This is a genomic window from Pantoea sp. OXWO6B1 (assembly GCF_001641135.1).
Lineage (GTDB): Bacteria > Pseudomonadota > Gammaproteobacteria > Enterobacterales > Enterobacteriaceae > Pantoea > Pantoea allii.
On the sequence record NZ_LWLR01000001.1, the window covers coordinates 654,355 to 668,500 of the forward strand.

Genomic DNA, 14,146 nt, shown 5'->3' on the forward strand with positions numbered 1-14,146 from the left:
ACATCATTGTTGAAAGGAACGCCAGCCCACATGCCCGTCAATTTCGATCTCAACGATCTGTATGCGTTTCGCGCCCTGGTTGAATATGGCAATTTCCGTATCGCCGCGGAATCCATCTGCCTGTCCCAGTCGGCGCTGAGCCGCAGGATTGAGAAGCTGGAAACGGCGTTGGGGATAAAGCTGTTTGACAGGACCACCCGCCGGGTCACGCTGACGCTTTACGGCCAGACGTTCGCCGCGCGTTCAGAGCAACTACTGACCAACTTTGAAGAAGTGATGGCGGATATCAGTAAAGTCAGCCAGGACAGAACCGGACTGGTGACGGTTGCCACGGTGCCTTCCGCCGCCTATTACTTTATGCCGGATGTGATTCGCCGCTTTCAGGTGCGCTATCCTCGGGTGCGGGTCAAGATTATTGACAGTAGCGCAGGCAACGTTATTGAAGCTGTCACCAGTGGTCAGGCAGATTTTGGCATTTGTTTCTCGGGCAACCCGCCACCCAATACTGAGTTTTTACCGCTGGTGGAGGATGTTTACGTCGTGGCTTGCCGACACGATCATCCCCTTGCTAACCGCAAAAGCCTGACGTGGCAGGAGTTTTACCAGCAGGATTATGTCGGACTGGATAAGACCTCTGGCAATCGAAATCTACTGGATTCCGCACTGGGCCATGTTGTTCCGGCGCGCCCGAGCATCTGCGAAACCCGGCATGTAACAACGATGCTGGGCATGGTCGAAGCGGGAATCGGCATTGCTGCCGTTCCCGCGATGTCGATGCCGTCATCAGGCCATTCGGTGCTGGTTCACCTGCCGCTTACCGATCCGGTCGTGAAACGCACCGTTGGCCTGATCAGGCGCAGTGGACGCATACAGTCTTATATCGCTGCAGAGCTGGAAAAGCTGATTACTGAACAGTATCACTCTGCTTAACGGGTTGCTGCGCGTTGACCGAGTGCAAACCCGTGGCATGGACGACTTCCTGAGCCGGGGCAGACGCCAGGAAATCCAGTAACGCTTTGCCTTCCTCAGGATGGTCTGCTTTGGCAGGAACCGCGCCGGCAAACCGGGTGATGTACTGCACGTCCTCAGGCAGTTCACCTACAAAGGTCACGCCCGGCACGGGCAGGAGTTCACTGACCTGCTGGAAGCCCAGCGCATAGTGGCCTTTTGCCACTTCAGACGCTACCGGGATGCGTTCCACCTCGTGCGCTTTGTCTTTCACCTTGTCTTCAATGCCTAACTTTTTAAACAACTGGCTGCTAATGTACTGACCGCTGGCGCTGTCTGAGTAGGCAATCGACTTCGCATTTAACAGGGTTTTACGCAGATCGGCATCCGTTTTGATATTGGGTTTAGCATCCCCTTTCTTCACGACAATCCCGATCGGCGAGTCAGCCAGCTCAACGCGGGAGTCCGGTTTTATCCACTTACCTTTTTCCAGCTGACTAAGCGCATCGCCGACCATAATCACCACATCGGCTTTTTCCCCGCGCGCCAGACGGTTGGGAATCGCCTGCGGTGTTTTACCCATCGACGGCCCGGACACCAGAATAATGTTGTCGCCACTTTTAGCTTCAAACTGCGGTGTGAGTTTTTCCAGTGCGGCTTTAAAGCCGCCAGAAATCATCACGGTCACCTCTTTTGCCAGCACACTGGTGCTGACGGAGGAAAGGACCAGCGTGGCAAGGAGTGAACGGTAAATTATTTTCATTATGGAATCCCTGACTTAGTGTTTAACGGCGGTTTGAAGATTTACAGTGCTGCGACGGTACAGATACAGCGTTGCCAGTAAGGCGCAGACGGCAGCAAAGCTCATCCAGTAACCCGGGGAGGCTTTATCGCCTGTGTACTCAATCAATGCGGTTGAAATCACCGGTGTAAAGCCGCCAAAGACGGCGGTTGCCAGGCTGTAGGCCAGTGAAAAGCCCGCCACCCGAACTTCCGCTGGCATGATTTCAGTCAGTGCCGGAATCATCGCGCCGTTATACAGACCATAGATAAATGACAGCCACAGCAGAACGCTGAGCATCATGGAAAAGCTGGGTGCAGCAGCCAGCATCGACAGGGCTGGGTAGGCGGTCGCCAGCGCGATCAGCGTCATGGTAACCAGTACAGGTTTACGTCCGAAACGGTCAGACAGCGCCCCGCCAACCGGTAACCAAAGGAAGTTAGAGATGGCAACCAGCAGCGTGACTAACAGGCTATCGGAGGCGCTGAGCATCAGCACTTTCTTGCCGAAGGTCGGCGCATAAACGGTGATCAGATAAAACGCTGTGGTGGTCATGGCCACCATCAGCATGCCTGCAATCACAACCTGCCAGTTGGCCAGCAGAGTTTTAAACACGTCGCGCATCGCCAGATGATGACGGCGGGCGTTGAACTCCTGGGTTTCTTCCAGCTTGCGGCGCAGGAAGAAAATGAAAGGCACAATCATGCAGCCAAACAGAAACGGAATCCGCCAGCCCCATTCACGAATCGCGCTCTCTTCCAGCACGGCGTTCAGGGCAAAGCCCATCGCGGCGGCGACCATAATGGCCACCTGCTGGCTACCTGACTGCCAGCTGGTATAAAAGCCTTTGCGGCCCGGTGTGGCGATCTCAGCCAGATACACAGAAACGCCACCCAACTCCGCTCCAGCGGAGAAACCCTGCAGCAGGCGGCCGATTAACACCAGCATCGGTGCCCAAAGCCCAATGCTTTGATAAGACGGAATCAGGACGATCAGAAAAGTACCTGCCGCCATAATCGACAGGGTGACGATCAGGCCTTTACGTCTGCCGACCTTATCAATGTAAGCGCCCAGCACCACTGCGCCGACAGGACGCATCAGAAAGCCCGCGCCGAAGACGGCGAAGGTCATCATCAGCGAGGCAAATTCACTGCTCGCCGGAAAGAAAGTGTGGGCGATATAGGTGGCATAGAACCCAAACAGAAAAAAGTCGAACTGTTCCAGAAAGTTGCCCGAGGTAACGCGTAATATTGCGCCGGCTCTGGCGCGGGTGGTCATCGGTGAAGTCGAGGAATGCATCGGTATCTCCAGTTTATCGTTGACGCTTTTTGCCGCGTCTGTTGCTGAAGACTGGATCAGGTAAATAAAGTAAATAAGCGCAATAAACTCATCGACTAATGCGCACTGTGCATCAATGGCAGTTAACAATTACCTGAGGCTATGCGCAACAAGCCTTTAACAAGATGGCGAGATAAGCGCTTACAGATCAGGGCCGGGAAACTTAATGCGCGTTTTGTGACAGGGTTCATACGGGTATTTGAATCAGAAAGCACAGCGTAAAGCGTTTGTAAGGCTATATCAGTCGATGCGGGCGCTCAGGGCGTAATGGCCGCAAAAAAGGGAGAGCAGTAAGACGTGCCAGCGCCGCTAACCAGGCGATCAGCGCGGCTGAAAAAGCGCCGTTTCCACGGTGCCTCGCGCTATCAACGTTCTGCCCAGCCCTGACCACACAGGCGAGAAAATCCCCGTATGTCGACATATCTGGCTTCGCTGTCCTGAATAGCCTGAACCGATGACGTTGTTGCTGATAGCCATCAGGGTACATTTCTTATCTGAGGTCATGATGTGAAACAGCAGGGATACCGTTGAGACAGCAGGGCGTGACAGCAAGCGTGATCCTGACGACATAAAAGCCGATCGGGCATACGGCAGAAACGCCCGAACGGAGCGGTTTTATCAACGTTGCGGATAAACTTCTGTGCCTGTCATTCGTGAGAACGGGGTCATAAGGCTTGTCGCCTGTCCTCAGAACCAGGCTTCCCACATTGCACCCAGATTGAAGTCGTCCTGGATGTCGTTTTCACGACCATTCACGCGCGCGGTGCGCGCATCGTCGACTTTGCCGCCGGTGACATAGAAGCGCAGCATGGGGCGGAACTCCGGTCCCATATCAATGGCGATGTTTTGCGACAGGGTCAATTTCCAGCCATTGTTACTGCCGCCTTCATCATAGTTTACGCGCTGATAACCGGCTTCCAGCCAGGTTGAATGGACGTCATTCCAGAAATACATCGGGCGAACAATCGCGGCGTAGTTTTTCCGATTATCGCTTTTCAGTCGACGGTTGTCGTAATCGTGATAACCCAGCAAATACTCCACCTGTGCCTGCTGGGTAAACTGATGCTTACCTTCAAAGCTGGTGTAGACAGTGCGAAGGCCCTCGGTTTTGCTGAAAACGCTGTTATCCGAGTTGTCAGAGTAGCGGGTAATCACTTTATTCACGCCGTGGTCGTTGGTGTGGCTCAGCACAAACGCGCCCTGCCAGGCTTTCAGGCGATCGTCACTGTCCACCGCTTTGGAGTCGAAACCGTAATTAGCGTAGATCTCCAGATCCAGTGCGCCCAGCTTCATGCCGTGAATTTTAGACGTCGCGGCGTAGTTGCCTTTATCCCCGGTACCCGAACCGCCCGTACAGGTGATGCGCGACGGATTGGACTCGTCGCTGAGCACTTCAGGGCTACAGGATTCCACGGCAGCAACAGCAGCGACGTCAAATTTTATCCCGCCCACGTCGAAGTTTTTCACCCCCGCGCCCTGACCATCATGGTTCATCCAGAAATAATCATTGATGTTCTGCTGTGGACGCTGATGAAAGTCCCGTCCGGCCCAGAGATAGGCGTCAGGATTTGATGCCAGCACATTGGTGACGCCGGCATAGGCTTTTTTCAGGTTAACTTCATCGCCCCAGTGATCGATCATCACATTGACGTCCCAGAGGGCACCACTTTGGCTCTTAAATGCTTTGGAGAGCTGGAACTCGCCACCGTTGCCTTCGTTGCCCAGGCGGCCAATACCGGAGGCCCCGTTGTAAGAGCCGTCCACGCCAACATATTTCTGATCGCCGCTTTGGTAATGCGCACCGTAGCGTGCGTAGCCGCTGAACGTCACCCCAAACGGAATAGCCCGGTCCGGTGACTGAACCGGACTTTGTGGTTCGGTCACCTCATCCGTTGTCTTCGCCACTGCTGCATCCCTCTTTGCCTGACGTTCTGCCAGGGCTTTATCGACGGCTTTGGCGACGATGGCGTCGATTTGTTCCTGCGTAAATTCCTGTGCTGCGCTCACAGCAGGGCACAGCGCGGCGACCACCGCCAGAGGTAATGGAAGGTTTCGAATAATATTCATGGTTGTCTCGTTTGCACAGCGTCCTTCAGGTTGATTATGTTCAATCCGAATAACGGCGTGTGTTAATGAACAGACAATAACCATCCTGCACCGGTCAATTGATCACCAGAACAAGTTGATTTTTATATTATGGTTTTTTCCAGAGGACGCTTATTTTTCCGTTTTTCTCCTGTGATATATATTTTTATTGCCGTTGATAGAGATGAATAATTTCTTCTGAGAGTTCACGCGCCAGTAACGACGTCATTAAATGATCCTGAGCATGAACCATAATTAACGTCATAGGCTGTCGCCCTTCGCCAGCGTCCTGCTCAATTAATCGGGTTTGCATTTGATGAGCCAGACGAGAATAGTCATCGGCTTCCCTTAGTCGATCTTTGGCCTCGTCGACGTTACCCTTTCTTGCCGCCTGCAGGGCTTCGAAACACAGGCTGCGGGCATGTCCTGCATTGACGATGATCGTCATTACGGCCTCTTCAAGTTCAATCATAATCGCTGCTCTCAATTAAAACCGTTATTTGCGGCAACCTCAGCAAACCATTTGCCGCTCTTTTTAATCGTACGTTTTTGCGTTGCCAAATCTAACTGCACAAAACCGTAACGGTTTTTATAGCCGTTCAGCCATGACCAGTTATCGATAAATGTCCACATATGATAACCCAGGCAGTTACAGCCTTCGCTAATGCCTTTATGGAGCCATTTAAGATGTTCGGAAACAAATTCGATACGATAATCATCCAGTATTTCACCGTTCTGGATAAAACGCTGTTCATTCTCTACGCCCATGCCATTTTCAGAAATAAAACAGCGTGGATTCCCATAATTAACGCGTAGGTTGGTCAGAATATCGTAAATACCGGGCGCGTAAATTTCCCATCCGCGGTATGGATTCATTTTTCGTCCTGGCATTTCGTAATGATCGAATAACCATTCCGGCATAAAAGGTGCCTCAGGATTGACGGCACTATCCCGACACTTAACACGGCGCGGCTGATAATAGTTAACGCCCAGCAGGTCGATGATGCCATCGGCCATGACTTCGCGGTCCCCGGGCTGGCAGCGCGGAAGCTGATGGTACTGACTCAGTAAACTCATCAGATCCATTGGGTATTCGCCCTTAAGAACCGGATCTAAAAAGCTGCGGTTAAACAGCAGGTCTGCATGATGCGCGGCTTGTACATCTGCCGGATTCGCCGAGCGCGGATAGGACGGCGTGAGATTCAGCACCACGCCAATCTCGCCGTCATAACCGCCGTTACGCCAGGCCCGCACCGCCAGCGCGTGAGCCAGCACAGTGTGCCAGGCCACGGTCGCGGCGCGTCTGAAATCCACCACGTTCGGGTAGTGAAAATCATACAGATAGCCACCTTCGACCGGCACAATCGGCTCGTTAAAGGTAAACCAGTGCTTCACCCTGTCACCGAACAGGTCGAAACAGCGCTGGGCGTAGCGGCTAAACGCTTCCACCACTTCACGGTTCTCCCAGCCGCCTTTTTCCTGCATGGCCAACGGCATATCGAAATGAAACAGGGTGATAAAGGGCGTAATGCCTTGCGCCAGTAACGCATCGATCACCTTGTTATAAAAATCCACGGCTTCGGGATTCACTGTGTCGGTGCCGTCAGGCATCAGGCGCGCCCAGCTCAGCGACGTACGAAAGCTGTTGTGTCCTAACTGCTTCAGTAACGCGATATCGTGCTGCCAGTGCTGGTAAAAGCCAGAGGTGTTCTGCGGGCCAATGCCCTGATGGAAACGGTGGGGTTGCCGTGCAAACCAGCGATCCCAGGTGGTCGGGCTTTTACCGCCATTCAGGCTGTCACCTTCGGTTTGCAACGCCGAACTGGCGCTGCCCCACCAGAAATTTTCAGGAAAACGGTAGTTCATGTCACTGGCTCCTTAAGCGTGTGGATGACCGTGCACGGGATGGCCTGCTGGCGCGGCATCCTTGATTTTTTTCTCTTCAGCCTTAATCAGACTGCGTTCATAGGCTCGCAGGAAGGGTAGGTACATCAGCGCCGACATCAGCATACAAACAAGGCACATTACCAGCGGGCTGAGCGCCCAGTTGGCTGCCCAGGATGCACCAATCGGGGCGGGTGTGGTCCAGGGCGTGAGCGAAACCACCTGAGCGATCCAGCCGAGTTTTGTCGCGGTGTACGCCAGCACGGCGTTAATCATCGGAACGCACACGAAGGGGATAAACAGCAGTGGATTCATAATGACCGGGGCACCAAACAGGATCGGTTCATTGATATTAAAAAAGCTGGGTACCACGCCCATTTTACCGATGGTGCGCAGATGCAGCACCCGGCTACGCAGCAGGAGGAAGGCCAGGGGTAAGGTGGAACCCACGCCGCCAATCAGCAGGTAGTGATCCCAAAAGCCCTGCAGGTAAACATGCGGCAGGGCGGCACCGGCTGCCAGAGCTGCCTGGTTAGCAGACAGGTTAGCCATCCAAAAGGGGTTCATAATGCCGGTGACGATCAGGGCACCGTGAATACCGGCAAACCAGAAAATCTGACAGAGCAGTACGGAAAGTAAAATGGCGGGCAAGGAGTCCGAAGCAGAGACCAGCGGCTCCAGTAAATGCATGATGGCCTGCGGCATAATCATGCCGGTTTGCGCTTCGATAAACAGGTTGAGCGGATGTAACGTTGCGATAATCACCAGGACTGGGATCAGAATCTCAAAGGAGCGGGCCACGCCGGTGGGCACTTCTTTAGGCAGTCGGATAGTGACATTATTTTGCTTTAGCCAGGCATAAACCCGGGTGGCGTAAATGGCGGTAATCAAGGCAGTAAAAATCCCCTGACCGGAAAGATACTGGGTTGAGATCTTTTCATCCGCATAGGGCGCGGCCACCAGTAAAAACGCCATAAACGCCAGCAAACCCGACATGATGGGATCAAGGTTAAACTGACGGCCCAGGCTGGCACCAATCCCGACCGAGATGAAAAAGGTCATAACGCCCATGCTGAGATTAAATGGCAGCATCAGCTGTTGGCGATAGGTGATGGAAAAGTCGAGCCACGCACGGGCAACGCTGTTAGTGGTGTCCGCTGAAAATGGCGGGAAGATAAATACCAACATAAACGACCCGATAATCATAAACGGCAGTGCCGCCGTAAAGCCGTCACGAATCGCTATCACATACTTTTGCTGACCTAACTTTCCGGCGAGTGGCGTAATGGACTGTTCAATTACCGTCACCATCGACTGATATAACGAACTCATAATGACACCTTTCTAGTGTGCCGCTTCAATAAGCGACAGAGCGTAATCCAGCACCTTGTCACCGCGTTGCATGCCGTAATCCGTCATATCAATAGCCCGGACAGGAATGCCGTGGGTGGCAGCTTTTTCAGAGAGCATGGCTAACATGTACTTTACTTGTGGGCCGAGCAGGACAACCTGATAGTGTGGAAACTGCGTATCAAATTCTGAAACGCCCCAGGCATCGATCTGCACACTGAGACCACGCTGTTCCGCAACCTCTACCATTTTACGTACCAGCAGGCTGGTGGACATGCCCGCTGAACAACACAACATAATCCTGATCATGAGTAACGCTCCTTTAAATGAAAACGTGGACGGATATGATTTGATACGATACGGAAACCGGTTTCCATTTGTCGCAAAAGGAACTGTGACAGGCGTCATGATCTTAAGGAAACGAGGTGTTTTATTACGATTCAGATCACGTAATTGGGGTTTTTTGTCGGAAATTGAGAAGAGATGGAAAATCGGTTTCCACAAAAAAATGAAAACGCTATACTGCCAATGGTGATAATTTGAGCCGCAGCGTTAGTCAGTAATTCAGGGGGCCTGTGGTTTTTTTAGGGGAAAATGATGTCTACTATCAACGATGTATCGCGTCTGGCTGGTGTGTCAAAAGCCACGGTGTCACGCGTGTTGAGTGGGTCACGCGGCGTAAAAGAAGCCAGCCGCGTCGCAGTATTAAAAGCGGTGGATGAACTGAATTATCGTCCAAACGTGATCGCTCAGTCATTGCTGAGTCAGTCCACCGGTTGTATTGGCGTAATTTGCGCGCAGGACAATATTAACCAGACGACCGGTTATCTTTATGCGCTGGAAAAACATCTTAGTCAGCACCAAAAACACCTGTTGCTCCGTTTCGCGAACAGCAAATCAGAAGTGATGCACTGTCTGAATGAGCTGACCTGTGGCTTGTGTGATGATGTATTGATTATCGGCGCTCGCTTCCCGCTCAATCTTCAGCAAAAAAACGTGATTCTGGTGGATTGTCTGGAAACAGGGGATGACGTGAGCAGTATTCAGTTCGATCACGCTTTCGCTGCTGAAACCGCCTGTCACTATCTGATAAGCCAGAATCGCCGCCAGATCGCCCTGATCCATTCTGACGGAATGGGTTTTTCCGAGCAGGTGCTGCTGGGCTATAAGCACGCCCTGGAAAAAAACTTTCTGCCTTTTAACCGTAACCTGGTGTTTATGGACTCCACATCCTCCTCGGTCGCCCTACAGGAGTTGTTGAATAACGCGTCCACGCTGAACTTTAGCGCATTGCTGGTGGCGGATGAACAGCAGGCCCAAAAAGTCATTCCACAGTTGCAGGCATTCAACAAACAGGTTCCCACCGATATTATGGTTTTTAGCCTGGCTGGATCGCTGAATTTGCCTGGCATCCCAACCATTCCGGCGATTGAGTATTCAATGGACGCCATGGCTGCGCGCATCGTGAAGGCACTGACGGAACAGACGCGAAGCGTGCTAAACGCCTATGTGATGCGGGGTGACCTGATTATTCCCGATTTTCGCCAGCGCGAGCACCGTTAATCCATACGTTGCTCCATCTGCTCAATGATTGCCAGCGCCAGGCCTGTTGCCGGCGCAAGATGTGAGGTCAGGAAATGCACCTGAGTATGAGCGGCAATAAACGCCAGTTTGTTTGCCTGCGTCTGATTGAGTACGGCCTGGCAAAATGTCGGACTGATGCTCCAGGGGCAATCAATAATGATATTGGCGGGATTCAGTAACAACATGATCTGGCTGAGCGCGATGCCCAGATAGTTGCCCGCCAGTTGCATGACTTCGTTCACCACGTTAGGTGCGCTGTCACGGCTTTGCCAGGTCAATCCCGGCTGACGCTGAGCCAGTTGCTGATTAATGGCGGGTTTGCTGATCATGGCTTCCAGACAACCCTGACGGTTGCAGCTACAGCGAGGGCCATTAGGTTGCACAGTAAGGTGACCGGCTTCACCTGCGGTCCAACTGTTGCCCGTGAAAACGACACCGTGCTGTACCAGCGCACCGCCAATGCCTTCAGCGATACGTAAATAAAAATGCCCGCTCTCGGCGGGCAATTTGAGTTGTTGCACAGACAGCAGCGCAGCCGCTCTGACGTTATTCATAATGCGAATCGGCAACTGAACCTGTTTGCGTAGGTTGCTCGCCAGGTCAACGTCCTGCCAGCCCAAATGGGTGGATAAATGCATCCAGCCCCGCCTGGGATCAACGACGCCAGGAAAACCCAGCCCGATGCCTAACAGACCCGGCCACGCCTCGGTAAGTTTGTCACATAAGGCGGCCACCTCGGCCAACAGCGGCTCCGGCCTGCTGGTATCTGTACGCAGGGTTTGCTCGGCAATCGTCTGGGAAAAATAATCACACACCTGCCAGTGAATCAGGTTCTTTTCCACCATGATGCCGGCGCTGACCAGCTTTTCCGGGCGCAGGGTGATATGGATTTTAGGGCGGCCCGCCGCAGAGACGCTGGCCTTTCCCAGCTCCTGCACTAAATCCTGTTCCAGCAGGTCATCAATAATCTGCGACACGGTATTTTTACTGATTGCCAGTATGTGTGCCAGATCCTGACGCGACGTGATACGCAGCTGACGCAGTTGTGCCATCACCCGCTTTTGGTTATTCAGCCGCATTAATGCAGGCCCTTTGCCAGTTACTTTCATGGCGGCTTACCCCAGATGTGAAAATCGGTAGCGGACCTACCAACGATGAAGTCTTATTAGTTTGATGTCTAATCAAAACTTAGCATTGGGCAGATAGGCTGCCAAACGGCAATAGCATCTGGACGGGGGAATTAAGTCAGAAATGGGTGCCAGGCCACACGATCCTGTAACGGCAGGATAACGCGCTGGCCCGCCTTAGCGGGCAGCAAATATCAGTATTCATCACCGCGAACGCGGCTGCGATAGCTTTCCCAGTCAAAGCGAACCCACAAACTGTTGCCCAGGCGCATACGATCCATAACGCGCTCACCCAGCAACGCATTCATACCGGCGTGATCAAGGTTAGAGAGCATACCTGTGGGGCGTTTTGAGGATGAACGGCGGTCCACGATCTGGTTAATAATCACTTTCTCGTAGCGCGATTCACTTTGCATACCGATCTCATCGATCACCAGCAAATCAACGCTGCTGAGATCCTGAATCAGTCGCTCTTCCGTGATTCCGCTGCTGCCGCTAAAGGTGCCTTTCATGCTCGACATCAGGTCAGCTACCGTGACGATGAGCACGCTCTTACCGCGTAAAATCAGGTCGTTACCAATGGCTGCCGCCAGGTGATTTTTACCGGTACCGGGACGGCCTGAGAAAACGAAGCTGGCAATACTGCCGTCAAATTCTGCCGCGTACTGGCGAGCAAGTTCCAGGGCTTTGCGCTGGCCTTCGTTTTCAACCCGATAGTTATCGAACGAGCAATTGATGTGTAACTCGCGAATACCAGAACGGCCCATGATGCGCTGCATTTTCATGGCGCGGTTCTCACGCACAATGGATTCTGAGCGCAGGCGGCCTTGTTCCTGATTCCAGGCCAGTAACTCTTCACCATTGGTGAACTTTGGGCGAGTGCCCGCGGGCATCATCCGTTTCAGACGGTTAAACAGATCGTTCGGCGTTTTCATTATTCACCCCGGAAACCATCAGGAATTGTGCTGTCAGGATTCGGCAACTGTGTAATATCACGTCTGGGCTGTCCGCCATTCGCGGCGCGGTTCATCTGCAGGCTGCGCGCCAGTTTCTGCTGCCACTGCACATGATGAAACAGACGGCCTTCGGCCTGCCAGTAAGCCACAAAGGCAGCCAGTTCGGCCGCCGTGACCGGCTCGCTTAGCGCCACGCCCCAGATGGCCGCCTGACGCGTAAAGTCAGCGTCCGGTTGCCAGCCATCATACATGGCAAATTTACCCACTGGTGTATGCAGCGTAGCAGAAACATCGTCATACAGGCTGTCATCCAGCGCCACATCAGTGGGTTGCTGAGAGGCTGCCTCAAGTGCCAGCAGCCGTGCCAGACGTGCTGGCGTGATGGCGTACATCACGGGCGTGTAATTTTCCAGCACCGCCAGCGTGCCGTCTTCAGCCTGCTGCAAGGCGCTGAGTGGATCCTGACGGAAAGCCTCAAGACCAATAAGCGTTGACGTTAAGATTTTGACTGACATGAAAAGACCTGCGGTTAACTTACACCGAACACCGGATAAAATAACCCGGTGCAGAAGCGCATATTGTACCTTTTTTAACGCGCAGGATCGCTGAAAAAGCGTTGTGGATAGCAACCCAACCTAATGCGTTAGCACAACCGTTGGGTTGACGTGGCAGTGTTTACCTGGCGCGTTTAGCGCCGGGTTTGCCACAGATAGCGAAGCCCGGCCAGCCAGCACAGGCTGTAACCCAGCAGTTCAACGCCTTCTTCAGCCATATTTTTGACGCCTCGATTATAGTGATCGGGCATCAGGTGCTCCCACAGCGTGTTCATACCAAACAGCCGGGAGAAAACCAGCACAATCATCAATCCGGCCGCCATGACGGGCCAGCGATTGTGATTCAGCAGATCCGCCAGCGCGCTGATGGTTTGCTTCGGGGTTCGCATGGCTACCGCTACACTGCCCAGCGCAATCGCCAGCGCAAACCACACCCAGCTACCATGACGGATGAGATCGAAGAAAAAATCCAGTTCACGGATAAGCATACAACTGTAAAAACCGGCAATTAAGGTTAATCCACCCCGTTGTTCGGGCCGATGACGGGCGGCAATAAAAAACAGCGCGGCAAGACTGACCAATAACAATTCCTGCACGGTTTCGGTAAAAGACGCTTCATGCAGCGCATTATCCATCCAGACCACATCCACATAGAGGGGGCCGATCATTAAGGTGATAAACAGAGAAGTAAAAAGAAATACCGTGAGCTCACGGCCAATAAGGATTACATCGTTACGCATGGAGTTACCTGAAAATGACTATCGTTATCATTATATTTTTATTCGTCGCACCTGCCTTCGCTTTTTATGCGTGATCGATTCAGCGAACAACATAACCTGCGTTGATAGCCGAAGCGGTCTCGCAAATTACGCGCCTTAGGGTTCAAAACGTCAGGGATTGCCTCTACTATCGGGGAAATCAAAATAGCGCGCTATATAAGGACTAATGCAATGCAACGATGTGGCTGGGTAACGCAAGATCCTGTCTATCTGGCCTACCATGACAAGGAGTGGGGCATCGCGCAGAGAGATAAACAGGCGCTGTTTGAAATGCTGTGCCTGGAAGGCCAGCAGGCGGGGTTGTCCTGGATTACCGTGCTGAAAAAACGCCAAAATTACCGCGCCGCGTTTCACCAGTTTGATCCGCAGGCCATTGCGTTGATGGATGAGCAGGATATCGCGCAGCTTATGCAGAACAGCGGCATTATCCGTCATCCAGGCAAAATCGCGGCGATTATTGCAAATGCCCGAGCCATGTTGGCAATGGAAGCAGAAGGCGAGGATTTTGCCCGTTTTGTCTGGCAGTTCGTCGATAATCAGCCCATTGTCCATCACTTCGCCGACTATAAACAGAGCCCGACAACCTCCGCGCAGGCCATTGCGCTTTCAAAAGCACTCAAAACACGTGGTTTTAAATTCATCGGCCCGACAATTTGTTATTCATTTATGCAGGCCTGCGGCCTGATTAACGATCATCAAACCAACTGTTTTTGCCATCCTGACAACATTTAACGCCGATCCTTTACAAAATAAGACATTG

At 52.7% G+C, this 14,146-nt stretch carries 14 protein-coding genes; 3 read left to right on the forward strand and 11 right to left on the reverse strand.

The window, feature by feature from the left end:
- The first annotated feature begins 30 nt into the window (after positions 1-30).
- A complete protein-coding gene (locus tag A6A26_RS05395; protein ID WP_063877801.1) occupies positions 31-930 on the forward strand; it encodes an L-proline-binding transcription factor PsrA in 900 nt (299 codons plus the stop codon).
- On the opposite strand, the gene A6A26_RS05400 is transcribed toward A6A26_RS05395, so the two are convergent.
- From A6A26_RS05400 to A6A26_RS05435, 7 genes are all read right to left on the reverse strand, one after another.
- Complete coding sequence (locus A6A26_RS05400) at positions 905-1,711, reverse strand: substrate-binding domain-containing protein (protein WP_063877802.1); 807 nt, start codon at positions 1,709-1,711, stop codon at positions 905-907. The two genes, A6A26_RS05395 and A6A26_RS05400, sit on opposite strands and share 26 nt — an antisense overlap.
- Positions 1,712-1,726: 15 nt before the next feature.
- Complete coding sequence (locus A6A26_RS05405; RefSeq protein ID WP_063881067.1) at positions 1,727-3,028, reverse strand: MFS transporter; 1,302 nt, start codon at positions 3,026-3,028, stop codon at positions 1,727-1,729.
- 726 nt (positions 3,029-3,754) lie between these two features.
- Positions 3,755-5,134 carry a carbohydrate porin gene (locus tag A6A26_RS05415; protein WP_063881068.1) on the reverse strand — a complete coding sequence of 460 codons (1,380 nt, stop codon included), beginning with the start codon at positions 5,132-5,134 and terminating at the stop codon, positions 3,755-3,757.
- A 184-nt stretch (positions 5,135-5,318) separates the two neighbouring features.
- Positions 5,319-5,624 (reverse strand): PTS lactose/cellobiose transporter subunit IIA, encoded by a 306-nt coding sequence (locus A6A26_RS05420; protein WP_063877804.1) that lies wholly within the window; start codon positions 5,622-5,624, stop codon positions 5,319-5,321.
- An 11-nt stretch (positions 5,625-5,635) separates the two neighbouring features.
- The gene (locus tag A6A26_RS05425; RefSeq protein ID WP_063877805.1) at positions 5,636-7,018 is read right to left on the reverse strand and encodes a glycoside hydrolase family 1 protein; all 1,383 of its coding nucleotides are present in this window, start codon (positions 7,016-7,018) and stop codon (positions 5,636-5,638) included.
- 12 nt (positions 7,019-7,030) lie between these two features.
- Entirely contained in the window at positions 7,031-8,368 is a 1,338-nt protein-coding gene (locus A6A26_RS05430; protein WP_063877806.1) for a PTS sugar transporter subunit IIC, read from the reverse strand.
- 12 nt (positions 8,369-8,380) lie between these two features.
- Entirely contained in the window at positions 8,381-8,695 is a 315-nt protein-coding gene (locus A6A26_RS05435; RefSeq protein ID WP_063877807.1) for a PTS sugar transporter subunit IIB, read from the reverse strand.
- A 288-nt stretch (positions 8,696-8,983) separates the two neighbouring features.
- On the opposite strand from A6A26_RS05435, the gene A6A26_RS05440 reads away from it, so the two are divergent.
- Positions 8,984-9,949 carry a LacI family DNA-binding transcriptional regulator gene (locus A6A26_RS05440; RefSeq protein WP_063881069.1) on the forward strand — a complete coding sequence of 322 codons (966 nt, stop codon included), beginning with the start codon at positions 8,984-8,986 and terminating at the stop codon, positions 9,947-9,949.
- Here A6A26_RS05440 and A6A26_RS05445 read toward each other — a convergent pair.
- From A6A26_RS05445 to A6A26_RS05460, 4 genes are all read right to left on the reverse strand, one after another.
- Positions 9,946-11,079, reverse strand: a complete 1,134-nt coding sequence (locus A6A26_RS05445; protein ID WP_063877808.1) for an ROK family protein — start codon at positions 11,077-11,079, stop codon at positions 9,946-9,948. The genes A6A26_RS05440 and A6A26_RS05445 overlap by 4 nt on opposite strands.
- A gap of 212 nt (positions 11,080-11,291) precedes the next feature.
- A complete protein-coding gene (gene dnaC, locus A6A26_RS05450; protein ID WP_063877809.1) occupies positions 11,292-12,032 on the reverse strand; it encodes a DNA replication protein DnaC in 741 nt (246 codons plus the stop codon).
- Positions 12,032-12,568 carry a primosomal protein DnaT gene (gene dnaT, locus A6A26_RS05455; RefSeq protein ID WP_063877810.1) on the reverse strand — a complete coding sequence of 179 codons (537 nt, stop codon included), beginning with the start codon at positions 12,566-12,568 and terminating at the stop codon, positions 12,032-12,034. The genes dnaC and dnaT overlap by 1 nt, the downstream gene beginning before the upstream one ends.
- Positions 12,569-12,741: 173 nt before the next feature.
- Positions 12,742-13,347, reverse strand: a complete 606-nt coding sequence (locus A6A26_RS05460) for a hypothetical protein (RefSeq protein ID WP_063877811.1) — start codon at positions 13,345-13,347, stop codon at positions 12,742-12,744.
- Between the two features lie 210 nt (positions 13,348-13,557).
- Here A6A26_RS05460 and A6A26_RS05465 point away from each other — a divergent pair, with 210 nt between their 5' ends.
- On the forward strand, positions 13,558-14,118 hold the full coding sequence (locus A6A26_RS05465) for a DNA-3-methyladenine glycosylase I (RefSeq protein WP_063877812.1): 561 nt from the start codon (positions 13,558-13,560) through the stop codon (positions 14,116-14,118).
- The last annotated feature ends 28 nt before the right edge of the window (positions 14,119-14,146 follow it).

Excerpts from the sequence above, each read along its gene's own strand:
- dnaC (WP_063877809.1), bottom strand. The coding sequence starts at position 12,032 with ATGAAAACGCCGAACGATCTGTTTAACCGTCTGAAACGGATGATGCCC.
- A6A26_RS05465 (WP_063877812.1), top strand. The coding sequence starts at position 13,558 with ATGCAACGATGTGGCTGGGTAACGCAAGATCCTGTCTATCTGGCCTAC.
- A6A26_RS05400 (WP_063877802.1), bottom strand. The coding sequence starts at position 1,711 with ATGAAAATAATTTACCGTTCACTCCTTGCCACGCTGGTCCTTTCCTCC.
- A6A26_RS05430 (WP_063877806.1), bottom strand. The coding sequence starts at position 8,368 with ATGAGTTCGTTATATCAGTCGATGGTGACGGTAATTGAACAGTCCATT.
- A6A26_RS05420 (WP_063877804.1), bottom strand. The coding sequence starts at position 5,624 with ATGATTGAACTTGAAGAGGCCGTAATGACGATCATCGTCAATGCAGGA.
- A6A26_RS05415 (WP_063881068.1), bottom strand. The coding sequence starts at position 5,134 with ATGAATATTATTCGAAACCTTCCATTACCTCTGGCGGTGGTCGCCGCG.
- A6A26_RS05435 (WP_063877807.1), bottom strand. The coding sequence starts at position 8,695 with ATGATCAGGATTATGTTGTGTTGTTCAGCGGGCATGTCCACCAGCCTG.
- dnaT (WP_063877810.1), bottom strand. The coding sequence starts at position 12,568 with ATGTCAGTCAAAATCTTAACGTCAACGCTTATTGGTCTTGAGGCTTTC.
- A6A26_RS05440 (WP_063881069.1), top strand. The coding sequence starts at position 8,984 with ATGTCTACTATCAACGATGTATCGCGTCTGGCTGGTGTGTCAAAAGCC.
- A6A26_RS05445 (WP_063877808.1), bottom strand. The coding sequence starts at position 11,079 with ATGAAAGTAACTGGCAAAGGGCCTGCATTAATGCGGCTGAATAACCAA.
- A6A26_RS05405 (WP_063881067.1), bottom strand. The coding sequence starts at position 3,028 with ATGCATTCCTCGACTTCACCGATGACCACCCGCGCCAGAGCCGGCGCA.
- A6A26_RS05425 (WP_063877805.1), bottom strand. The coding sequence starts at position 7,018 with ATGAACTACCGTTTTCCTGAAAATTTCTGGTGGGGCAGCGCCAGTTCG.
- A6A26_RS05395 (WP_063877801.1), top strand. The coding sequence starts at position 31 with ATGCCCGTCAATTTCGATCTCAACGATCTGTATGCGTTTCGCGCCCTG.
- A6A26_RS05460 (WP_063877811.1), bottom strand. The coding sequence starts at position 13,347 with ATGCGTAACGATGTAATCCTTATTGGCCGTGAGCTCACGGTATTTCTT.